Origin of the sequence: Streptosporangium sp. NBC_01469, from assembly GCF_036227305.1 — a bacterium.
Classification (GTDB): Bacteria; Actinomycetota; Actinomycetes; order Streptosporangiales; family Streptosporangiaceae; genus Streptosporangium.
This window is the reverse complement of sequence record NZ_CP109465.1, coordinates 1090997-1110015: the sequence shown is the minus strand read 5'-3', so window position 1 is coordinate 1110015 and position 19019 is coordinate 1090997. Positions and strand designations below refer to the sequence as shown.

Annotated in this window: 12 protein-coding genes; 7 read left to right on the top strand and 5 right to left on the bottom strand. The window is 70.2% G+C overall.

What is annotated here, in order from left to right; all coding sequences use genetic code 11:
• Positions 1-742: 742 nt before the first annotated feature.
• The gene (locus tag OG587_RS05015) at positions 743-2368 is read right to left on the bottom strand and encodes an MFS transporter (RefSeq protein ID WP_329087310.1); all 1626 of its coding nucleotides are present in this window, start codon (positions 2366-2368) and stop codon (positions 743-745) included.
• Between the two features lie 555 nt (positions 2369-2923).
• Between OG587_RS05015 and OG587_RS05010 the strand changes: the two genes are divergently transcribed.
• Positions 2924-3760 carry an SAM-dependent methyltransferase gene (locus OG587_RS05010; RefSeq protein ID WP_329087307.1) on the top strand — a complete coding sequence of 279 codons (837 nt, stop codon included), beginning with the start codon at positions 2924-2926 and terminating at the stop codon, positions 3758-3760.
• 289 nt (positions 3761-4049) lie between these two features.
• Here OG587_RS05010 and OG587_RS05005 read toward each other — a convergent pair whose 3' ends face one another.
• The gene (locus tag OG587_RS05005; protein WP_329087305.1) at positions 4050-6251 is read right to left on the bottom strand and encodes a molybdopterin-dependent oxidoreductase; all 2202 of its coding nucleotides are present in this window, start codon (positions 6249-6251) and stop codon (positions 4050-4052) included.
• Between the two features lie 448 nt (positions 6252-6699).
• On the opposite strand from OG587_RS05005, the gene OG587_RS05000 reads away from it, so the two are divergent.
• The 4 genes from OG587_RS05000 to OG587_RS04985 all read left to right on the top strand — a co-directional run bounded on the left by OG587_RS05000 (position 6700) and on the right by OG587_RS04985 (position 12014).
• Positions 6700-7914, top strand: coding sequence for an acyl-CoA dehydrogenase family protein (locus OG587_RS05000; protein ID WP_329087303.1), 1215 nt, complete (start codon positions 6700-6702; stop codon positions 7912-7914).
• A 23-nt stretch (positions 7915-7937) separates the two neighbouring features.
• Complete coding sequence (locus OG587_RS04995; protein ID WP_329087301.1) at positions 7938-9335, top strand: FAD-dependent oxidoreductase; 1398 nt, start codon at positions 7938-7940, stop codon at positions 9333-9335.
• A 63-nt stretch (positions 9336-9398) separates the two neighbouring features.
• Positions 9399-10757 (top strand): condensation domain-containing protein, encoded by a 1359-nt coding sequence (locus tag OG587_RS04990; RefSeq protein ID WP_329087299.1) that lies wholly within the window; start codon positions 9399-9401, stop codon positions 10755-10757.
• Between the two features lie 15 nt (positions 10758-10772).
• Positions 10773-12014 carry a cytochrome P450 family protein gene (locus tag OG587_RS04985; protein WP_329087297.1) on the top strand — a complete coding sequence of 414 codons (1242 nt, stop codon included), beginning with the start codon at positions 10773-10775 and terminating at the stop codon, positions 12012-12014.
• A 132-nt stretch (positions 12015-12146) separates the two neighbouring features.
• Here OG587_RS04985 and OG587_RS04980 read toward each other — a convergent pair whose 3' ends face one another.
• The 3 genes from OG587_RS04980 to OG587_RS04970 form a co-directional block, all read right to left on the bottom strand.
• Positions 12147-13580, bottom strand: coding sequence for an extracellular solute-binding protein (locus OG587_RS04980; protein ID WP_329087295.1), 1434 nt, complete (start codon positions 13578-13580; stop codon positions 12147-12149).
• A 188-nt stretch (positions 13581-13768) separates the two neighbouring features.
• Positions 13769-15124 carry a nucleotide disphospho-sugar-binding domain-containing protein gene (locus OG587_RS04975; protein ID WP_329087293.1) on the bottom strand — a complete coding sequence of 452 codons (1356 nt, stop codon included), beginning with the start codon at positions 15122-15124 and terminating at the stop codon, positions 13769-13771.
• A gap of 194 nt (positions 15125-15318) precedes the next feature.
• Complete coding sequence (locus tag OG587_RS04970) at positions 15319-16725, bottom strand: NDP-hexose 2,3-dehydratase family protein (RefSeq protein ID WP_329087291.1); 1407 nt, start codon at positions 16723-16725, stop codon at positions 15319-15321.
• A 188-nt stretch (positions 16726-16913) separates the two neighbouring features.
• Between OG587_RS04970 and OG587_RS04965 the strand changes: the two genes are divergently transcribed.
• Both OG587_RS04965 and OG587_RS04960 read left to right on the top strand, forming a co-directional pair.
• Complete coding sequence (locus OG587_RS04965; protein WP_329087289.1) at positions 16914-18263, top strand: nucleotide sugar dehydrogenase; 1350 nt, start codon at positions 16914-16916, stop codon at positions 18261-18263.
• 107 nt (positions 18264-18370) lie between these two features.
• A complete protein-coding gene (locus OG587_RS04960; RefSeq protein ID WP_329087287.1) occupies positions 18371-18940 on the top strand; it encodes an NUDIX hydrolase in 570 nt (189 codons plus the stop codon).
• The last annotated feature ends 79 nt before the right edge of the window (positions 18941-19019 follow it).

Below are 19019 nucleotides of genomic sequence, written 5' to 3'. Positions count from 1 at the left end.
GTCGACCAGGCAGAAGGCGGTTTTGGTACCGCCGTTGACGCCAAGGAACACCAAGGAACATCGTGCCACCCCGGTTCGGCGTTCAGGTCGTCGCACAGCTCCGGGACGACATCTCGGCCCGCGGTGCCAGGGCGGGGGCCGGCTGCCGTCGGAGCGGGGTCCGGCCGAGCGATACGAGGTGTCACGGGACACGGCTGCGCGTCGGTCCGGTCGCCGCGCTGTTCGAGATGCGGCGACCGCGTTTCCTCGACGGCCTCGTCGTCGTACCGGAGCACGACCGGGTGCCGTCGGAGCTCTGTCCCGCGCTTGGCCTCACCGCCCCGTCGCTCCACGCGATCCTGCGAGGTGCCGACCTTGCGAAGCCGCGCCCCTGCGAAGTGTCGACCTGCGAAGCGCTGCCTCTGTGAAATCGCGACCTCGCGCAGCGCCAACCCTGCGAAGTGTCGACCCTTTGAAGCGCCGATCCGGCGCGGTTCCCCGGGGCGGGGGCCACTCGGTGGAGGCGCGGCAGCCCAAGGTTCACGAGCGAGATCGGGACTCCGGTGCTGGTCGCCGAGCGGCTCACCCTCGGCCAGGAGGGACGGCCGCTCGAACCGACGGCGCGGGTCCACCGGGGGGACCGCCACCGCCTCCGGGCTTCCGACACCGGCCGACGGTGATCGGCCGCGACGGATGAGCCCCGTGCCCGGTGAGGGGATTCCCTCACCGGGCACGGGGCCGGTCGTCCGATCGCGCGATGGGCTCACTGGCTCGGCGCGGGCGCGCTCGCCTCCTTCCCCGCCTCGGCGGGAGCGTCGCCGGCCTGCTCCGCCTCGGGGGCCTGCCCTGCCTCGGGGGCCTCCCCGGCGTCGGTCGGGCCGATGTGCCGGAGCATGGTCAGGACGAAGACGATGACGACCGCCATCAGGACCGCGCTGACGATCGCGGTGACGTGCATGCCCTCGATGAACGCCGTACGGGCCGGGTTCAGGAGCGCGGCCGCGAACTGGGGCAGCTGTTCGGCGACGGTGACCGCGCCGACGAGGGTTTCCCTGGCGGTCTCCGCGGCGGCCGCGGGGAGTCCCGGGGGAATGAAGCCGGCTATCTGGGCACTGTAGGCGGCGGTGCCCACCGTCCCCAGCACCGCGATGCCGAGCGCGCCCGCGACCTCTCCGGTGGTCTCCGCCATGGAGGCCGCCGACCCCGCCCTCTCCATCGGGGCCGAGCTGATGACCAGGTTGTAGCCGACCGCCATGAGCGGGCTCATCCCGAACCCGACCAGGGCGTGGGCGGCGATCATCGGGGGGACGCCGCCGGTGACCCTGGCCATCAGCACGAGGCCGACCAGCGAGATCACCAGCCCGCCCGCGATGAGGTAGGCCGGGCGGATCCGCCGTGCGACGACGGGGGCCAGCATCGTGCCGCCGATCATCGCCACCGCGTTGGGCAACACCCACAGGCCGGTCATCAGCGGGGTCAGCCCCTCGATGGTCTGCAGGTACTGCACCACGAACAGCCCGATCGCGGACACCGCCATGAAGCCGAGCAGCATGCTGCACAGCGACACGCTGAAGGCCCGGGTGCCGAAGAGGCGCATGTCCAGCAGCGGATCGGCGAGCCGGCGCTGGCGGAGCACGAAGGCCACGCCGACGGCCAGGCCGACGACGAGGAGCAACGTCGGCACCGGCTCCAGGCCGACCTTCGGCAGCTCCTTGATCGCGTAGATGGACGCCAGGATGGCGACGAGGGACAGGGCGACGCTGGCCAGGTCCGGGCGACCGGCCTCCGGGTTGCGGTACTCCGGCAGCAGCCGTGGCGCGACGACGACCAGCAGCAGCATGATCGGCACGTTCACCAGGAACACCGAACCCCACCAGAAGGAGGTGAGCAGTGCCCCTCCGAAGAGCGGTCCGACCGCGGCACCGGCCATGAAGCAGCTCATCCAGATCCCGATGGCCGTGCCCATCTGCTTGGGATCCTTGAACATGTTGCTGATCAGCGCGAGGGTCGACGGCATCAGCGTGGCGCCGGCCACCCCCATCACCGCCCGTGCGGCGATGAGCATCTCCGGTGAGGTGGAGTAGGCCGCGAACATCGACGCGACACCGAACGCCGCGGCGCCGATCAGGAGCAGGCGCCGGCGGCCGATGCGGTCGCCCAGGTTGCCCATCGTGATCAGGAAGCCCGCGATGAGGAACCCGTAGATGTCCAGGATCCACAGCTGCTGGGTGCTGGACGGCGCGAGCTCCGCGGTCAGCTGTGGCAGGGCCAGGTAGAGCACGGTGAGGTCGATCGACAGCAAGAAGGTGGGCAGGGCCAGTACCGTGAGCCCCAGCCACTCCCGTCGTCCGGCTCGGACCCCCGAACCAGCTTCGGTACCCGCGTCCATGGAAACTCCTTTCCGACTTGGGATATGCAGGTCACGAGCGCGACACAATGAATGGGCCGACACCGCGTAAACCCTTCCTACCAGCAGGACGTTCGGCGCTCCTTCTTCTCGATTGCGCAGCCGGATCGGCCCGATGCGGTGTTTACTCGCTTTACGACATGGAATAAATCGCAGCCTGATTCGGCCTTCTTTGTTACCCGGAACGCGAAATTCTCGTCGCCGCGCCCTTTCCGCGAACAAGTGGGCACCGACGGAGCGGGCGGCATGCCTTCGCACGAGCGAAGATGCGCACGCCGGCGGTGGGTGCGACCGTCGGTAGGGGGCGCGATCGGCGGGTGAGGCGCGCCCCTGAGGCACTCCCCGCGCGGGCGACACGCGCCCCCGGCCGAGGTCGCGACGCACCCCGGGCGCGGTGACGGATTCACCCGATCCCCACGCGGATGACGCGCGTGCTCCCCGACGAGGTCCACGCGGGACGTACGGGCCGGGGCGCGGGCGGCGTCGGCACCGTGGCGGAGGACGCGCATCACCACCGGACACACGGAGGAACGAGACATGAGTGGTCAAGCGGCACCGACGTCCGAGGAAACCAACAGGTTCTACGAACTGACCAACCAGGTCCTCCTCGATATCTGGGGCGAGGATTTCCACCATGGGTACTGGCCCTCCGAGGAGGACCAGAGCACGATCCCCGAGGCGACCGACCGCCTCACGCGGCTGCTCATCGAGAAGACGAACTTCGAGCACGCCACCACGATGCTGGACATCGGCTGCGGCATCGGCACGCCGGCCTTCCGCGTCGCCGAGGTGGCGGACGTGAGGATCGTCGGCGTCTCGAACAACCAGGAGCAGCTCGACGAGGCGAACCGCAAGGCCGTCGAGAAGGGCCTGGCGGACCGCGTGAGGTTCGAGTACGCCGACGCGATCGACCTGCCCTATCCCCGTGACGCGTTCGACGTCGTCTGGGTCTTCGAGGCGATCATGCACATGGACCGGGCGCGGCTCCTCCGCGAGGCCCTCCGCGTGCTGCGCCCGGGAGGCCGGCTGATCGTCACGGACCACCTGCGGACCGGGCCGATGAGCGAGGCCGACGACGAGCTGGTGCGCCGGCACATGGAGGCCATGCACGCCGGCCCGGTGCTCGACGCGGACGAGTACCGCGCGCTGGTGCGGGAGTCGGGCCTTGAGCTCATTGAGCTCCTGGATGTCAGCGAGCACACGCAGCAGACCGCCCGCCGGGTGATCGCGACCGTGGACAGGCGGTTCGACGAGCTGGTGGCGCGGTACGGCGAGGAGGTCATCCCGGTCCTGAAGGTCTTCAACAGCCCGGTGGCCTATGTGCGGGAACTGGGATACCTCGTCGCCGTCGCCCGTAAGCCCGTGTCCGCGTAGGCGTGCCGCCGGAGAAGCCGCAGACGGCGACGGGCTTCCGGCTCGCCGCCTAGCGGGACGGCTCCGGGGACTGAGTCCCGCGACGGCGCGCACCGACGCACGCGACAGCGCACGACTCCCGCGACAGCGCACGACTCCCGCGACAGCGCACGACGACGCACGGCGCGACGACGCACGGCGCATGAGACGCGACGACGCATGAGACGCGACGGCGCACGAGACGCGACGACAACACCGTCCATCCGCGAAGGATGGACGGTGTTTCTCTGCTCCCACCCGGTTCGACGGCCTATGCCGCGGCCGGTCCGACCACCACCGGCACCCCGTTGAACACCGCGTTGCCCGACGCCGGATCCACGACCGCGTCATCGGTCAGGGCGTTGGCGTTGACCCCCGGATGTCCCGCGGCGACCCCCTGGGTCGTCCCTGCGTGTCCCCATCCGTGGGGAAGGCTGACCACGCCCGGCATGATGGACTCGGTGGGCTCGACCTCGGCCACGACCTCCCCGGCCGCCGACCGGACGAGCGCCCGGTCGCCGAGACCGAGCCTGGCCACGTCGGCGGGGTTGACGTGGAGCGTGCACCGGTTGCTGCCGCCGGTCAGCGTGCGGACGTTGTGCAGCCAGCTGTTGTTGGAGCGGAGCTGGCGCCTGCCGATCAGCACCATGTCGGCGGCCGGTTCGCCGAGCCGTTCGCGCAGCCGTACGACCTCGTCGGCCAGTGCCCGGGGGGCGAGCCGCACGCGGCCGGACTCGGTGCACAGGAGCTCGTCCAGCCGGGGCTTGAGCGCGCCCAGATCGATCCCGTGCGGCCGTGCCCGCAACTCGGCCAGGGACAGGCCGTACGGGGCCAGCCTGAGCATGGCGTCCAGGATCCGCTCCTCGGGGCACTCGCCGTCGAGCGCGGCCCGCAACGCCGTCGCGTCCTGGCCCTCGTACGGGGATCCGGGGGTCGTGACGGCGGCGGTGAGCATCCCGCCGAGCATCGCCTCGCTCAGTGCCTCCGGATCGGCGTCCGGCCCCTGCCCCGACGCGATCTGGACCAGCCTCGCCATGATCTCCCCCTCCGAGGGGCGTCCCGGTTCGAGCGGCAGGATCGCGGGGGAGAACCTCGCGTAGTTGCGCACGGTCACCGTGAGCAGCAGGAAGTCGTAGTGCGGCATCTGCAGCATGCGGGGCGGCGGGAGGATGACGTCCGCGTGCCGGGTGGTCTCGTTGAGATAGGGGTCCACGCAGACCATGAACTCCAGGTCCCGCAGCGCACGGTCCAGCCGGGCCCCGTTGGGCGCCGACAGCACCGGGTTGCCGGCCACCGTCACGAGGGCCCTGACCTGCCCGTCTCCCGGGGTTTCGATCTCCTCGGCCAGGACGGCGAGGGGGAGCTCGCCGAGCGCCTCGGGCAGCCCCCGTACCCGGCTGCGCCACCGCCCCATGGCGAAGGGCTCACCCGTCCGCCACGGCTCGGCCGTGGCGGGCCTGGTGAACATGACCCCGCCGGGCCGGTCGAAATTGCCGGTCAGGATGTTGATCGCGTCGACCAGCCACTGGATCACGGTCCCGAACTCGGTGGTGCAGGTTCCCACCCGGGTGTAGACGGCGGCCGAGGGCGCCGCGGCCAGCTCGCGCGCCAGCCGTACGATCACGTCGCCGGCGACGCCGCACACCGGGGCGACGACGTGCGGCGGGAAGTCCACGGCGAGCCGGTGCAGCTCGTCCAGGCCCTCCACGTCGAGGTCGACGGTGACGAGGCCCTCGGCGAAGAGCGCGTGCACGATGCCGAACAGCAGGTGGGCGTCCGTGCCCGGCCTGACGAACAGGTGCTCGTCGGCGAGGTCGGCGGTGCGGGTGCGGCGCGGGTCGACCACGACCAGCCTGCCGCCGCGCTCGCGCAGCGCCCGGAGCCGTCCGGGGAAGTCGGGGGCCGCGCAGAGCGAACCGTGCGACTCCACCGGGTTGGCGCCGAGGACGAGCAGGTAGTCCGTGCGGTCGAGGTCGGGAACGGCGATTGACATGGCGTCGCCGAGCATCAGGCCGCAGGCCACGTGCTTGGGCAGCTGGTCGATGGAGCTGGCGCTGAAGACGTTCGGGGTGTCGAGGGCCTGCGCGAGCGGGCCGCGGAAGAGGATGCCGGCCATGGTGTGGAAGGTCGGGTTGCCGAAGTAGGCCGCCGTCGCCTGGCGGCCGTGGGACTCGACGACCCGGGTGAACCCCCGGTCGACCGTCGCGAACGCCTCCTCCCAGGTGACCTCGTGCCAGTCGCCGTCCCTGCGCACCATCGGGGCCCTGAGCCGGTCCGGGTCCTCGTCCAGGTGTCCCAGGCTCGCCCCCTTGGGGCAGATGTATCCCTTGCCGAAGGGGTCCTCGGCGTCGCCCCGCACGGACGCGACCTTCCCGGCGCCGTCAAGGGTGAGGCGCAGGCCGCAGACGGCATCACAAATGGGGCACGTCCGGTACGCGGTTCTCGTGGGTTCCGCGCTCCTCGTTTTCCGCATAGCCGTGTCGGTCATCCTCGCCCCGTTTCTTTACCACCGTTCGGATTCGCGTCGAGCCTAAATGTGGAGTGTCCTCGCGACTTCCGCGTTCATGCGCAATCGGGCGCGGCACGATAAGCGCGAAAAGCGCCGGGTGGTGTCGGGACAACGGTCTGCAGCCCGCCCGGCTTCGCGTTCTCGCAGGTAGAGGGGCATGACCCGGAGGTATTCCGCGGCCCGGACGGCGCGAAGGGCAACGCCAGGACGGCGCGAAAGGCGACGCCAGAACGGTCATCCGCCCATCCTGGTTTCGCGGAGCGGAGTATCCCCCGATTGCCTTCGGAAGCCTTATCGCATATTGCCCGGTTTCTCGCGTGCCGCGACGGATATCGCAACTCCGGAGATGTCGGCCGACGGCCTTCCCTGTGAGGCTACCCATCATCACCAATCAGGGTTGAGGGGGCCAACGATGACTCTTGCCACGGATGCCCGAGCCCAGGGTTTTCCCGATCCGCCCGAGCCGGATCTGCGACCTGCCGATGTCGTCAAAAGGGCCGAGTCCATCGCCCGGGAACTGGTGGAACGCCAGGCGGAAACCGAGGAACGCACGTTCTACGCCGCGGACATTCACGACCGGTTCATGAAGTCCGGCTTTTATCGAATTCTGGTTCCGCGCCGTTACGGCGGTTACGAGTTCGGCATCGAGACCTTCATGCGGGTCACGCTGGCGCTGACGCGCGGGTGCCCGTCGACGGGCTGGATGTACTGCCTGGGGCACGCGCACGCGCACGCCGTGGCCACCCTGTTCGGGAGGCGGGCCCAGGACGAGCTGCTGTCCCAGGGGGACTTCATCTGCCCGGCCACGGTCATGCCGTCGGGCACCGCGGAGCGCGTGGACGGGGGGTGGGCGCTCAACGGGACCTGGGGCTACTGCTCCGGCGCCCCCTACGCCGGTCATTTCATGGGCCACACCCTCGTCGAAGGCGAGCCCATGCTGTTCGTGGCCCCCCGCAGCGAGTGGGAGCGCCTGGACGACTGGGGGGCGCAGCTCGGCCTCAAGGGCAGCGGGTCGCACAGCATCGCCGTGTCCGGCTTCGTGCCCGACCACCTCACCCTCGGCAAGCACCTCAGCCAACTCACCGTCACCGACGGCACACCCGGTCTGGAACTGCACGGCAACCCCGAGTACGGCGGGGGACCGCTCAGCTTCATGGTCCTGGAGGACGCCGTGCTCGCCCTGGGGATGGCCCAGGGGGCGCTGGACGCGTACGAGGAGCTGATGCGCACCCGGACGACCGGCTTCCCGCCGATCGTCCGCCGGGCGGAGGACCCCGACTTCCAGCGGTGGTACGGCGAGGCGACGGCGCTGATCGCGACCGCCGAGGCGGCGTTCTGGAACGCCGTCGACCAGTGGCGGGACGCGTGCGCGCAGGGGCCGGAGGCGTTCACCACGGAGCGCGAGATGCGGATCGCCCTGATCTGCCGCGAGGTCGTCGGGCTCTGCTGGAGGGCGGTCGAGGGACACCTGTTCCCCACGGCCGGATCGAGCTCCGTACGCCGTGGCGAGCGCATCGAGCGCGTGTGGCGCGACCTGTCGATGCTGCACAGCCACGCGGGCGTCGCGGTCTTCCTCACCACCATCGCGAAACGCGAGTACGCCAGGGCGCGGTTCGGCCTCGAATAACGAAACTGTGGAGGTAGCCGAAAATGGGTGACACGACTGGGACCCGCGCGGTTGTGCTGGGCGGAAGCCTGGCGGGACTGTTCGCGGCGCGGGTGCTCTCCGACGCGTACGACGAGGTGCTGGTCGTCGACCGCGACGAGCTGCTCGGCGTGGACGGCATGCGGCGGGGCTGCCCGCAGGCCCGCCACATCAACGGCCTGCTCGCCCGCGGCCAGCAGGCCATGGAGGAGCTGTACCCCGGCATCACGGAGGAGATCTTCGCGGACGGCGTGCCGACCGGAGACCTCGCCGGCGACGTGCGGTGGTACTTCAACGGCAAACGGCTCAGGCAGCGGCACGCCGGGCTGGTCTGCGTGGCGGCGAGCCGCCCGATGCTGGAGAAGCACATCCGCGAGCGGACGAGCGCCATCCCCAACGTCTCCTTCGCCGAGCGCCACGACATCCTCGGCCTGGAGACGACGCCCGACCGCGGCCGCGTCAACGGCGTGCGCGTGCAGCCGCACGGCCGTGACGAGTCCGAGGTCATAACGGCCGATCTGGTGGTCGACGCCACCGGCAGGGGATCGCGGACCCCGATCTGGCTGGAGGACCTCGGCTACCCGCGGGTCAGGGAGGAGCGCAAGAAGATCGGCCTCTGCTACGTCACCCAGCACTACCGGCTGACCAAGGACCCGTACCACGGCGACCTGTCGATCAACCCGGTCGCGTCGCCCGCCCTGCCGAGAGGGGCGATCTTCACCAAGACGGACGGTGGGCGCGTCGAGCTGACCACGTACGGCCTGCTCGGTGACCACCCGCCCACCGACCAGGAGGGCTTCTACCGGTGGATCGAGTCGCTGGCGGTCCCGGACATCCATGACGCCCTGCAGCACGCCGAGCCGCTCGACGAGCCGGTGGCGTTCCAGTTCCCGACCACGTTGCGGCGCCACTACCAGGAGATGCCGCGCTTCCCCGACGGCCTCCTCGTCACCGGCGACGCCGTCTGCTGCTTCAACCCGGTCTACGCCCAGGGGATGACGGTCGCCGCGCTGGGCGCCCTGACGATGCGCGACCACCTGCACACCGGCTCCGCCCCGCAGCCGCGCCAGTTCTTCCAGGACCTCGCCCGGGACGTCATCGACGCGCCCTGGGAGATGACGAACATCGTCGACCTCAGCTTCCCCGGGGTGGCGGGCGAGCGGACCCCGCAGGTACGGGTCGCCCAGGCGTTCCTGAAGCTGGTGCAGATCGCGGCCACCCGGGACGGCAAGGTGACCGCCGCGTACATGCGGACGGCCGGTCTCGTGGAGCGGCCGGAGTCCCTGCAGCGGCCCCGCATGATCCTCCGGGTGCTGTGGAACGCGCTCCCGCGGTTCAAGGGCGCCAACGGCCGCGCAGCCACGTCCGGACCGGCGAAGCGGGGCAAGGTCGCGGTCCGGTGAGGACCCGATGAGCCCCCGCCCGGAGCCGCGCCGGTTCGCCACATCCGAAGGAAGGTCAGGCAAGTGAGCACCGAGACCACGACCGAGCGCGTCACGCTCTCGTTCAACCAGGAATTCCTCTGCATGTTCGACAGGGGCGACGAGGAGGGTCCGTTCGGCCCCGAGTACATCATCGTCTGCGGCTGGCGGGTCCACGGCGCCGTCGACCCCGAGAAGTTGCGGGGGGCGCTGGACGACCTGGTCGAGCGGCACGAGTCGCTGCGCACGTCGGTCGTCCGCGACGGCGAGACCCGCTACCAGAAGGTCCTCCCGCCGGGATCGCCGCACCTCGAGATACGCGATCTGCCGCCCACCGAGCCCGCCGAGCGCGAGCGGCGCGCGGAGGAACTCCTCATCGAGATGGAGTCCGGGGCGTACGGGGTCTCCGAGCCGCCCCTCATCCGGGCGGTGCTCGCGCGGTTCGATCCGCAGGACGCGGTCCTCGCGCTCATCGCCCACCACTCGGCGGTCGACGAGTGGTCGACACAGCTGATGATCCGCGACCTGGCGGCGTTCTACGCCGAGCGGAGCGGGCACGGGCCGCGGGAGCTGCCGGAGACCGTGCAGTACCGGGAGTACGCGGTCTGGGAGCGGGCGAACTCCGACACGGAGGCGACGGCCAAGTCCCGCCTGTACTGGCGGGAGAAGCTGCGCGGGGCGCGGATCTTCCCGATGAGCACCGACCACCTCCGCTCCGAGGGCCTCCCGAAGGGGACCTCCGCCCACCGCTTCCTGATCGACAAGGACCTGACGACGCGGGCCCTGGCGATCGCCAGGTCGATGCGGAGCTCGCCGTTCATCTTCATGCTCGCGGTCTACAAGGTCCTGCTGAGGGAGATGTTCGGCAGCACCGACATCGTGGTCCCGACCCTGACCCTGGGCCGCGGCAAGGCGCGGTTCCACGAGACCGTGGGGTCGTTCTTCAACTACGTCCCCCTCAGGACCGACCTGGAGGGCTGCGAGAACTTCCGTGACGTGCTCGCGCGGACCCGGAAGACCTGCGTCGAGGCGTACTCCAACGACATCCCGTTCGCCCAGATCGTGGCGGAGGCGCCGGACATCACCGAGACCTTCGTCGGCGACGACCGGGCGGTGTTCGCCTTCCAGGTCCACCAGTTCCCGTTCGTGATGGAGCGGGAGCGCATCGGCGACCTGGAGTACTCCGACCTGCGGAGGCGGGTGCTGTCCCAGGAGGTCAGCACCGACATCCCCGACGGCGCGCTGTGGACGCTGGGCGTCGACCCCTCCGGCGAGATCATCGGGAACCTGGGGTTCAACAACAACCTGTTCGACGAGAGCACGGTCGTCGAGATCGCGCAGAAATACTGCCGGCTGCTGCGCGAGCTGGTCGACGATCCGGATTCGTCCCTGAAGAAGATCTGACCAGAGGAGACATCCGTGAATGAACGCTGCCCGTTCGTACTCGACGTGACGGGGCGGGAGGTCCACGACCAGGAGGCCCGCGTCCGTGAGCGCGGACCCGCGACGATGGTCGAGCTGCCCGGCGGTGTCAGCGCCTGGTGGGTGAACGGCTACCAGGTCTCCCGGGCGCTGCTGACCGATCCCCGGATCACCAAGAGCGCCCGAGCCCACTGGCCCGCCTTCAGGAACGGGGAGATACCACCCGACTGGGAGCTGATCAGCTGGGTGGCGATGGACAACATCTCCACCGTGCACGGCAAGGACCACATGCGTCTGCGCAGGCTCGTCGGCAAGGCCTTCACGCCCCGCCGCGTCGAGGCCATGCGGCCGCGCGTAGTGGAGATCACGAAGGACCTCATCGAGGACATCGCCACCGCCGCGCCCGGCGAGGTGGTGGACCTGAAGAGCAGGTTCGCCAAGCCGCTGCCCGCCCGGCTGGTGGCGCACCTGATCGGCCTGCCGGAGGAGGCGCTCCCGGGGGTCATCGAGGTCATCGACATGATGGCGGACACCACGGTCAGCCCCGCGCAGGCGCAGGCGATCCTCGCCGGCTGGCGGGGCGCGATGGAGGAGTTCGTCGCGTCGAAGCGGCGGAACCCCGGCGAGGACATCACGAGCTACCTGATCACGGCGAGCGACGACGAGGACGGCTCGCGGCTGAGCGAGTCGGAGCTCACCGACACCGTCTTCGCGATTCTCGGGGCGGGATCGGAGACGACGATCAACTTCCTGGACAACGCCATCACCGCGCTGCTGGCCCACCCGGAGCAGCGGGCGATGGTCGTCGGCGGCGAGGCGTCCTGGGACGACGTCATCGAGGAGACGCTGAGGGTGCAGGCGCCGCTGGCCAGCCTGCCCCTCCGCTTCGCGGCCGAGGACGTCGAGCTGGACGGCGTCACCATCCGCCAGGGGGATCCGGTTCTGATCAACTACCACGCCCTGGGACGCGATCCCGCGCTCCACGGCGACCCCGAGCGGTTCGACGTCACCCGCGCCGACAAGGAGAACATCTCGTTCGGGTACGGCCCGCACTTCTGCCTCGGCGCCGGCGTCGCGCGGCTGATCGGCCAGGTCAGCCTGTCGATGCTGTTCGACCGCTTCCCCGAGATGACGCTGACCGTGGAGCCGGAGGAGCTGGAGCCGATGCCGACGTTCATCATGAACGGGCACCGGAGCCTGCCGGTCCGCCTGACCGCCCCGGTGGCGGCCGCGGCCTGACCGCCCGACCCGCGAGAAGGGGCCCGCCGTGCCAGGCACGGCGGGCCCCTTCTTTTTGTGTCGCCTCTTTTTGTGTCGCCGCGCTCGTACGTTCGTGGAGCGGGCCTGGCCTTCCGGGACGGGTTCAGCGGTTCAGCGGTTCAGCTTCACGACGTTCTCAAGGTCCGCCGCCGTGTAGTCGCGCCCGGCCATGGCCGCCGCGAAGTACTCCACGAAGTGGCTGGTGTGCGGACGCGGACCGCCCCGGAGGGCGTAGGCGTTGTAGCCGTCGAGCAGCCGCTGGGCCTCGGCGTCGGCCTCCGCGAACCGGGTGCGCGGATCCGCCCCCAGCGCGAGCACGTCCCCCATGGCACGCGTCATGACGTCCTGGTTTCCCGCGAAGTCCCCGAACAGGGCGCCCACCGACGGCGGCACGCCGTTCGCCCGCCGCTGTTCGGCCGGCACGCGGCCCGGGTACCGGCTGACGTGGTTGACGGCCACCCGGTGGTAGGGGTGCAGGTCGAACCAGCCCTCGCGTTCCAGCAGCTCCAGCGACGCGTGGGTGATCGGGACGAAGCTGTTGGCCTTGTGCCGCTCGGCGGCCATCCGCGGGCTGTGCAGGAACATCAGGAACGCCAGCGCGGCGTCCCGGGTGGCCTCGTCGAGGCCGTTCGCCAGCCAGATGGAGGTGCCGGCGACGGCGTTGCCCGCGTAGGGGACCCGGTCGTTGTAGGGGAAGATGCCCACCTCAATGCCGAACCCGTTGGCCCTGGCCCCCCGGACCATGTAGTTCACGTCGTTGGAGGACGAGATCCGCAGCGCGACCCGCTGCTCGGTGAACGCCCGGAGGGTTCCCGCCCAGTCCGGGATGGAGTCCGTGTAGAGGTAGTGGCCCCTGCCGTGGAGGCGCCGCCACCATTCGGCCCAGGCCAGCATCTCGCCGGACGCCAGATTGCTGCGCTCGGCCCGGCCGGCCCGGCCGTTCTCGCCTCCGACGAGGTGCCCGCCCTGCACGGCCACCGCCTGCTGGAAGAACGTGCCGTGGTTCGACCAGGTGATCGCGTGATCGGGGCCGCCCGGCAGGCCGGCGATCGCCTCGCACACCGAGTCCACCTCGTCCCAGGTCGTCGGGAGCTCGGTGACGCCCGCGGCCCGGAGCAGGTCGGTGTTCGCGTACAGGAGGCTCGTCGTGCCCACCGACGGCATGGACGTGAGGTCGCCGTCGAGGCTGTAGTACTCCCGGAAGACCGGGAGCACGTCGTCGATCACGACGGGCTCGCCGAGGATCTCCGACCGGCCGCCGATCGCCTTCTCCACCGAGGTGAACAGCGGGGAACCGTCACGGGCCCGTTCGTCCCTGGCCACCTGCCCCATGTAGAAGTAGTACTCCGCGAGCGCGGGCGCGCGTCCCTCCGCCGCGGCCTTGGAGACCTCCAGCGGGAACGTCCAGAAATCCTTCCCCTGGACCCTCACCGTGCATCCCGGATGCGCCGCCTCGAACTCCGCCGCCTGCTGGTGCCACCGATCCATCCACCCGGGGAAGGTGAGATCGGGCACCCAGACGTCGACGACGACCTCTTTCTTCATGCGCTTGCTCCTCCAGTCGTTTTGACAGTGCGACGGCGGGGGCGGGCCACGGGGCGCGTTCTCCGCGCACCGGATCTCCGGCCGCCCGGATGGCCGCGATCACATTTCCGCCGGCCCGCGGTGGCCGCGATCACGTTCCGCCGGCCCGCGGTGGCCGCGATCACGTTCCCGCCGGCCCGCGGTGGCCGTCAGCGTTCCGCGGCCAGCTTCTCCAGGTCGGGGACGATGTCGGCGGGGCTCGGCTTGGACAGCCACTCACGGTGCAGGGCGGCCGCGCCCTCGCGGTAGGAGGGCCCGTCCAGCACCTCGGCGATCTGCGCCCGCATCTCCTCGACCGACTGGGTCTGGTGGTCCAGGCGCAGTCCGGCTCCGCGGTCGACGACGAACTTCGAGGAGATCCACGAGTCGGGGGCCCGCTCCGTGACCTTCTCCTCCGCGTTGTCGGCCTGGGCGCGGGCCACCGTGGTCTTGTTCTCCGCGTTGTCGAGGTCCAGGCGATGGCGGTCGTCGGTGTCGGTGATGAGCTGCGGCACGTTCGCCGCTATCGACGCCCAGAGGCTGCCGCTGGAGCCGTGACTGATCACCGCGGAACACGTGGGGAGCAGCTGGGACAGCGGCAGGTAGTCGACCGTGCGGACGTTGTCGGGGATCCGGTCGATCCCGACGAGCTGATCGCTGTTCAGGGTGGCGACGACCTCCACGTCCAGGCCGGACACGGCCTCGAAGATCTTGGGGGTACGCCACTCGCCCTGGTCGAACGCGCGGGTCGAGACCCCCACGGTGAACGCCAGCCGCGGCCGGTCGGGCCGGCCGTAGAGCCACGAGGGCTTGGCCGTGCCGCCGTTGTAGGGGATCCAGCGGACGGGGATGTCCGAGGGGCCGGTGGTCAGCCGCAGCTCCGGCGTGAGCGGGTCGATCGTCCGCTGGCCGTTCAGCAACTCGTCGTCGACGTCGAAGCCGTAGTGGTTGGCCAGCCGCGCCACCGTCGACGGGTAGGGGTTCTCCAGCGACGCCGCGCCCGTCCGGCGCTGCCGCTCGGCGAACCTCTCGGCACTCCACATCCCGTAGTCCGGCCCTATCACCACGCGGGCGTGTGCCGCGCCGCAGGCCCGCGCCGCCACCGCGCCCGCCGGGAACCAGGACTCCCAGAGCACCAGGTCCGGCTTCCAGGCGCGGGCGAAGTCGACGAGCTCCTCGATGTCCTTCCGGGGCGTGCGCGGGATGTAGAACCGCGCCGCGAAGACGAAGAACTGGTAGAAGACCTCCCAGTGGTCGCGGTCCGCGGCGTTGTGGAAGCCCAGCTCGTCCGCGAGGCGATCCATCTCGTCCAGGTCGGGGGCCTCCATCGCCGCCCAGGTGTCCACGTCCACCTCTTCGGCCCTGCCGGTGGTCACGGCGGTCAGCCCGGCCGAGGTGATCAGGTCCTCGACACCGCCGGGGCACGCGACGCACACCTCGTGGCCCGCGTTCTGCAGTGCCTGGGCGTACGGCACGAGCGGATAGACATGCGTCGGTTGCGGGAAGCCGGTAATCAGGACACGCATTAACGATCTCCTTTGACGGCGTTTTTCCCGAAAATGGCATCGGGCGGGGAATCGGCCCCGCGACCATCGTCATCCGCCCGTCACACAGGTGCATCTCCAAGGGTGCGAATTTGGCGGGGCGGCACCCGGGATCCTGCGATCGGGAAAAGCCGAGGAGGTCGTCGATCGCGGCTTTGATTGACGTTCCGCGTCATTCAGCGGGCGGGAAACCCGAAATCAGTGTCCGGGCCGGAAATGCTGTTCAGGCAGAGGAGCAGGGTTCTGGCCTCGATACCGAGATAGTAGCTGTGCCGTTGTAGCGCGTGGAGTTGTTCGACGGAGATCCAGGCGAAGTCCGGAGGCGCCGACAGCGGAAAGTCGTCGGTGGCCTCGACGATGAGATAGCGCGTCCTGGCGTGGCGGAAGCGCCCGCCCTCCTCGGACTGCACGACGTCGTAGCGGACGCTGTGGCGCGGCGCCGACAGCATGTGGTCGAGGAACTCCGGGCGGCGGTCCGCCGGGGTGGTGGGATGGTCGGTCATCATGAACCGCACGGTGGGGCCGAGCTCGATGGTGTCGCGGTAGCCGGGCAGGGCCTCGGCGCGGACCAGGGCGTGCAGCCGCCCGTTCACCCGCCGGACGACCAGTCCGGCCAGGGTCGGTCCGTGCGGCGCGAGCAGCGGCTGTTTCCAGCTGGTGACCTCGCGGGTTTGCGCGCGGACGCTGACGCCGACGATGCTGAAGGCCCCGCCGTCGTCGCGGGCGATCCTCTCGTCGTCGCGGCGCCACCCCACCAGGCGGTTCAGCGGGACCAGCCGGGCGGACAGGTGCTGGTGGCTCTTGTGGCCGGTGAACCAGCTGAGGATCTCCGTCATGGTGTGGACGCCGACGGGCTCCGAGACGGTGCCGGGCAGGCATCCCACGACCGTCCTGGTGTCCATGTTGAGGACGTTGGGCCGGTGGAGCAGCCGGTGGATCTGTCCCAGCGTCAGCCAGCAGAAGTCGTGGTGGACGGGCACGTCGCCGGTGACCTCGATGACGATGTTGCGGTTGCGTTTGTGGTGGAACCAGGCGCCCTGTTCCGACTGCAGGGTGTCGACCAGGACCCTGCCCCGGCCGGGCTGGGTGAAGTACTCCACGTAGCGGGCGGCCCTGCCGCGGTGCACCTGGGTGTAGTTGCTGGAGGTGGCCTGGACCGTGGGCGACAGCTGCACCATGTCGATGTTGCCGGGCTCCATCTTGGCCTGCAGCAGGAAGTGCAGGACGCCGTTGAACTCCTTGGCGATGATGCCGAGGATGGCGATGTCCCGCTGGACCAGGATGGGCTGCCACCACTCGGCGGGGTGACCGCGTTCGCTGGTGACGTGGAGCCCTTCCACGGTGAAGAACCGGCCACTCTGGTGGTGCAGGTTCCCGGTGTCGGGGGCGAAGCGCCATCCCGGTGACCGGGTCAGTTCCTCCAGAGTTATGTCGGCGCTCTCGAACGGCTGCCGCCTCTTTTCCCGGAGCCAGTCGTCGATCTCGGGACTCATCGGCGACGAGGTCATCCGCGCCGAGGCGGCGATACGGGAGGCGAGGTCGACGGGCATGATCATGTCCAGCTGATTCAATCGCGCAGGCACCGCGGGGCTCCCCTTTTGAGGTTCGGATGACTGCGTGCATCGTGCTACGACCGGATGGGCGACGCACCTTCGGACGTGCGGCACAAAAACGCCCGGATGGTAATGGCATAACAGGAGATGCGGTTAGAACGCGTCGATTGGCACGCTGTTCATGCGCCGCCCTGTCACATCCTGAAAGTGGGTGACCCATGAAATTCTTGCCTGATCAGGGAAATGCCTCCGCCGCGGTCATTGGAATGGGTTATGTGGGATCGACCGTGGCGGCGGTCCTCGCCGGCGAGGGCGTGAACGTCGTGGGAATCGACGTCGATCCGGAGCTGGTCACCCGGATGGAGCGACGCCGTCACCGGCTCGCCGAGCCGGGACTGCCCGAGCTGCTGTACGGCGGCCTGGACTCGGGCCGGCTGCGGGTCACCACCGACTACGACCCGGTCTCCGACGCGGACGTGGTGATCATCGCCGTGGGTACGCCGGTCAGGGACACCGAGCTCGTGGACGTGTACCTGCGGACCGCGTGCACGGAACTGGGCAAACGCCTGCGCGAAGGCCAGCTCGTCATCCTCAAGAGCACGGTGCCGCCGGGCGTGGCCAGGAAGGTCGTCGCCCCGCTGCTGGAGAGCGGCGGGCTGACGGTGGGCGAGGACTTCGGGCTGGCCTTCTGCCCCGAGAGGCTGTCGGAGGGGCAGGCGCTGCGCGAGCTGAGGGCGTTCCCGATCGTCGTCGGCGGCTGGTGCCCCGACAGCGCGGCCGCCGCCGCCGCGTTCTGGCGCCGGACGATCGGTGCCGAGATCATCGACTGCACGTCGCTGGAGAGCGCCGAGGTGGTGAAGCTGGCGAGCAACTGGTGGATCGACCACAACATCGCGATGGCCAACGACCTGGCCAAGCTGTGCGCCGTGCTGGACGTCGACGTGCTGGAGGTGATCGACGCGGCGAACACGATCCCCAAGGGCACCGGGAGCGTCAACATCCTGCTGCCGAGTGTGGGCGTCGGCGGGTCGTGCCTGACCAAGGATCCGTGGATGGTGTGGCGGGCGGCCCGCGACCGCGACCTCGAACTGGACACGATTCCCGTCGCGCGGGAGGTCAACGACTCCATGCCGGCGTACACCGCCGCCCTGATCGTCGAGGAGCTGGCCAGGCTCGGCAGGCGGCCGGAGCAGGCGAGGGTCGCGGTGCTCGGCGTGGGGTTCAAGAACAACACCGGCGACCTTCGCGCGACGCCGGTCCTGCCGGTCGTGGCCAGGCTGCGGCGGGACGGGGCCGAGGTCGTCCTGCACGATCCGCTCGCCGACCCCGGCGAGGTCGAGAAGATCTTCGGGCTGGCGCCGGTGGAGACGGCGCGGGAGGCGTTGTCCGGTGCCGACTGCGTCGCCGTGCTGGCGCGGCACGACCGGTTCGCCGAGATCGACCTCGTCGCGCTCCGGGAGGTCGTGGCGCCCTCGTGCGTCATCGTCGACGGCCGCGCCTACTACCCGCGCGAGACCATCGACCGGTTCCGGCGGCACGGTTACGCCTACCGGGGGATTGGCAGGTAGCGGTCGCCGTGTCACAGTGCGGTGCGGTCTCCTCCGCCGGGCCGGGATCTCGCGCGAGGCGGTCCGCGGCATCGACGACGGTCGGCGAGAGGAACGGTGGTATCGCGATGATCCAGCCCGAGGAGCCCGTGCCCGGCACCATCCGGACGGTCTCCTCCCGCGAGGTGTACCGCAACCCGTGGCTGTCGCTGCGCGAGGACGTCGTGGAACGCCCGGACGGCACCCGAGGCATCTACTCGGTGGTCGACCGGCCCGACTACGCCGTGGTGATCGCCGCCGACCGCGACGGGTTCCACCTGGTCGAGCAGTACCGGTATCCGACCCGCGGCCGGTACTGGGAGTTCCCGCAGGGCTGCTTCCCCCAGGGCCGCACCGGCACCGCGGAGGAGCTGGGCCGCGCCGAGCTGGCCGAGGAGACCGGGCTGAGCGCGGCGTCGTGGACTCCGCTCGGCACGCTGTACGGCTGGCACGGCGCCAGCGGGCAGTCGTTCACCGTGTTCCTGGCCACCGGCCTGAGCGCGGGCGTTCCCCGGCGCGAGCACGAGGAGCAGGACATGCGCCAGCGCTGGGTCCCGCGCGCGGAGTTCGAGCGGATGATCCGGGCCGGCGACGTCCGCGACGACTCCACCGTCGCCGCCTACCTCCTGCTGCTGATGCACGAGCGGACCACGGAGTAACCGGCCGGACCGCACGGTCGGCCACGGCCGCATTCTGCGAGATGCGCGGCCCACGCGCCGATGCGACGGTTGGGGCGGC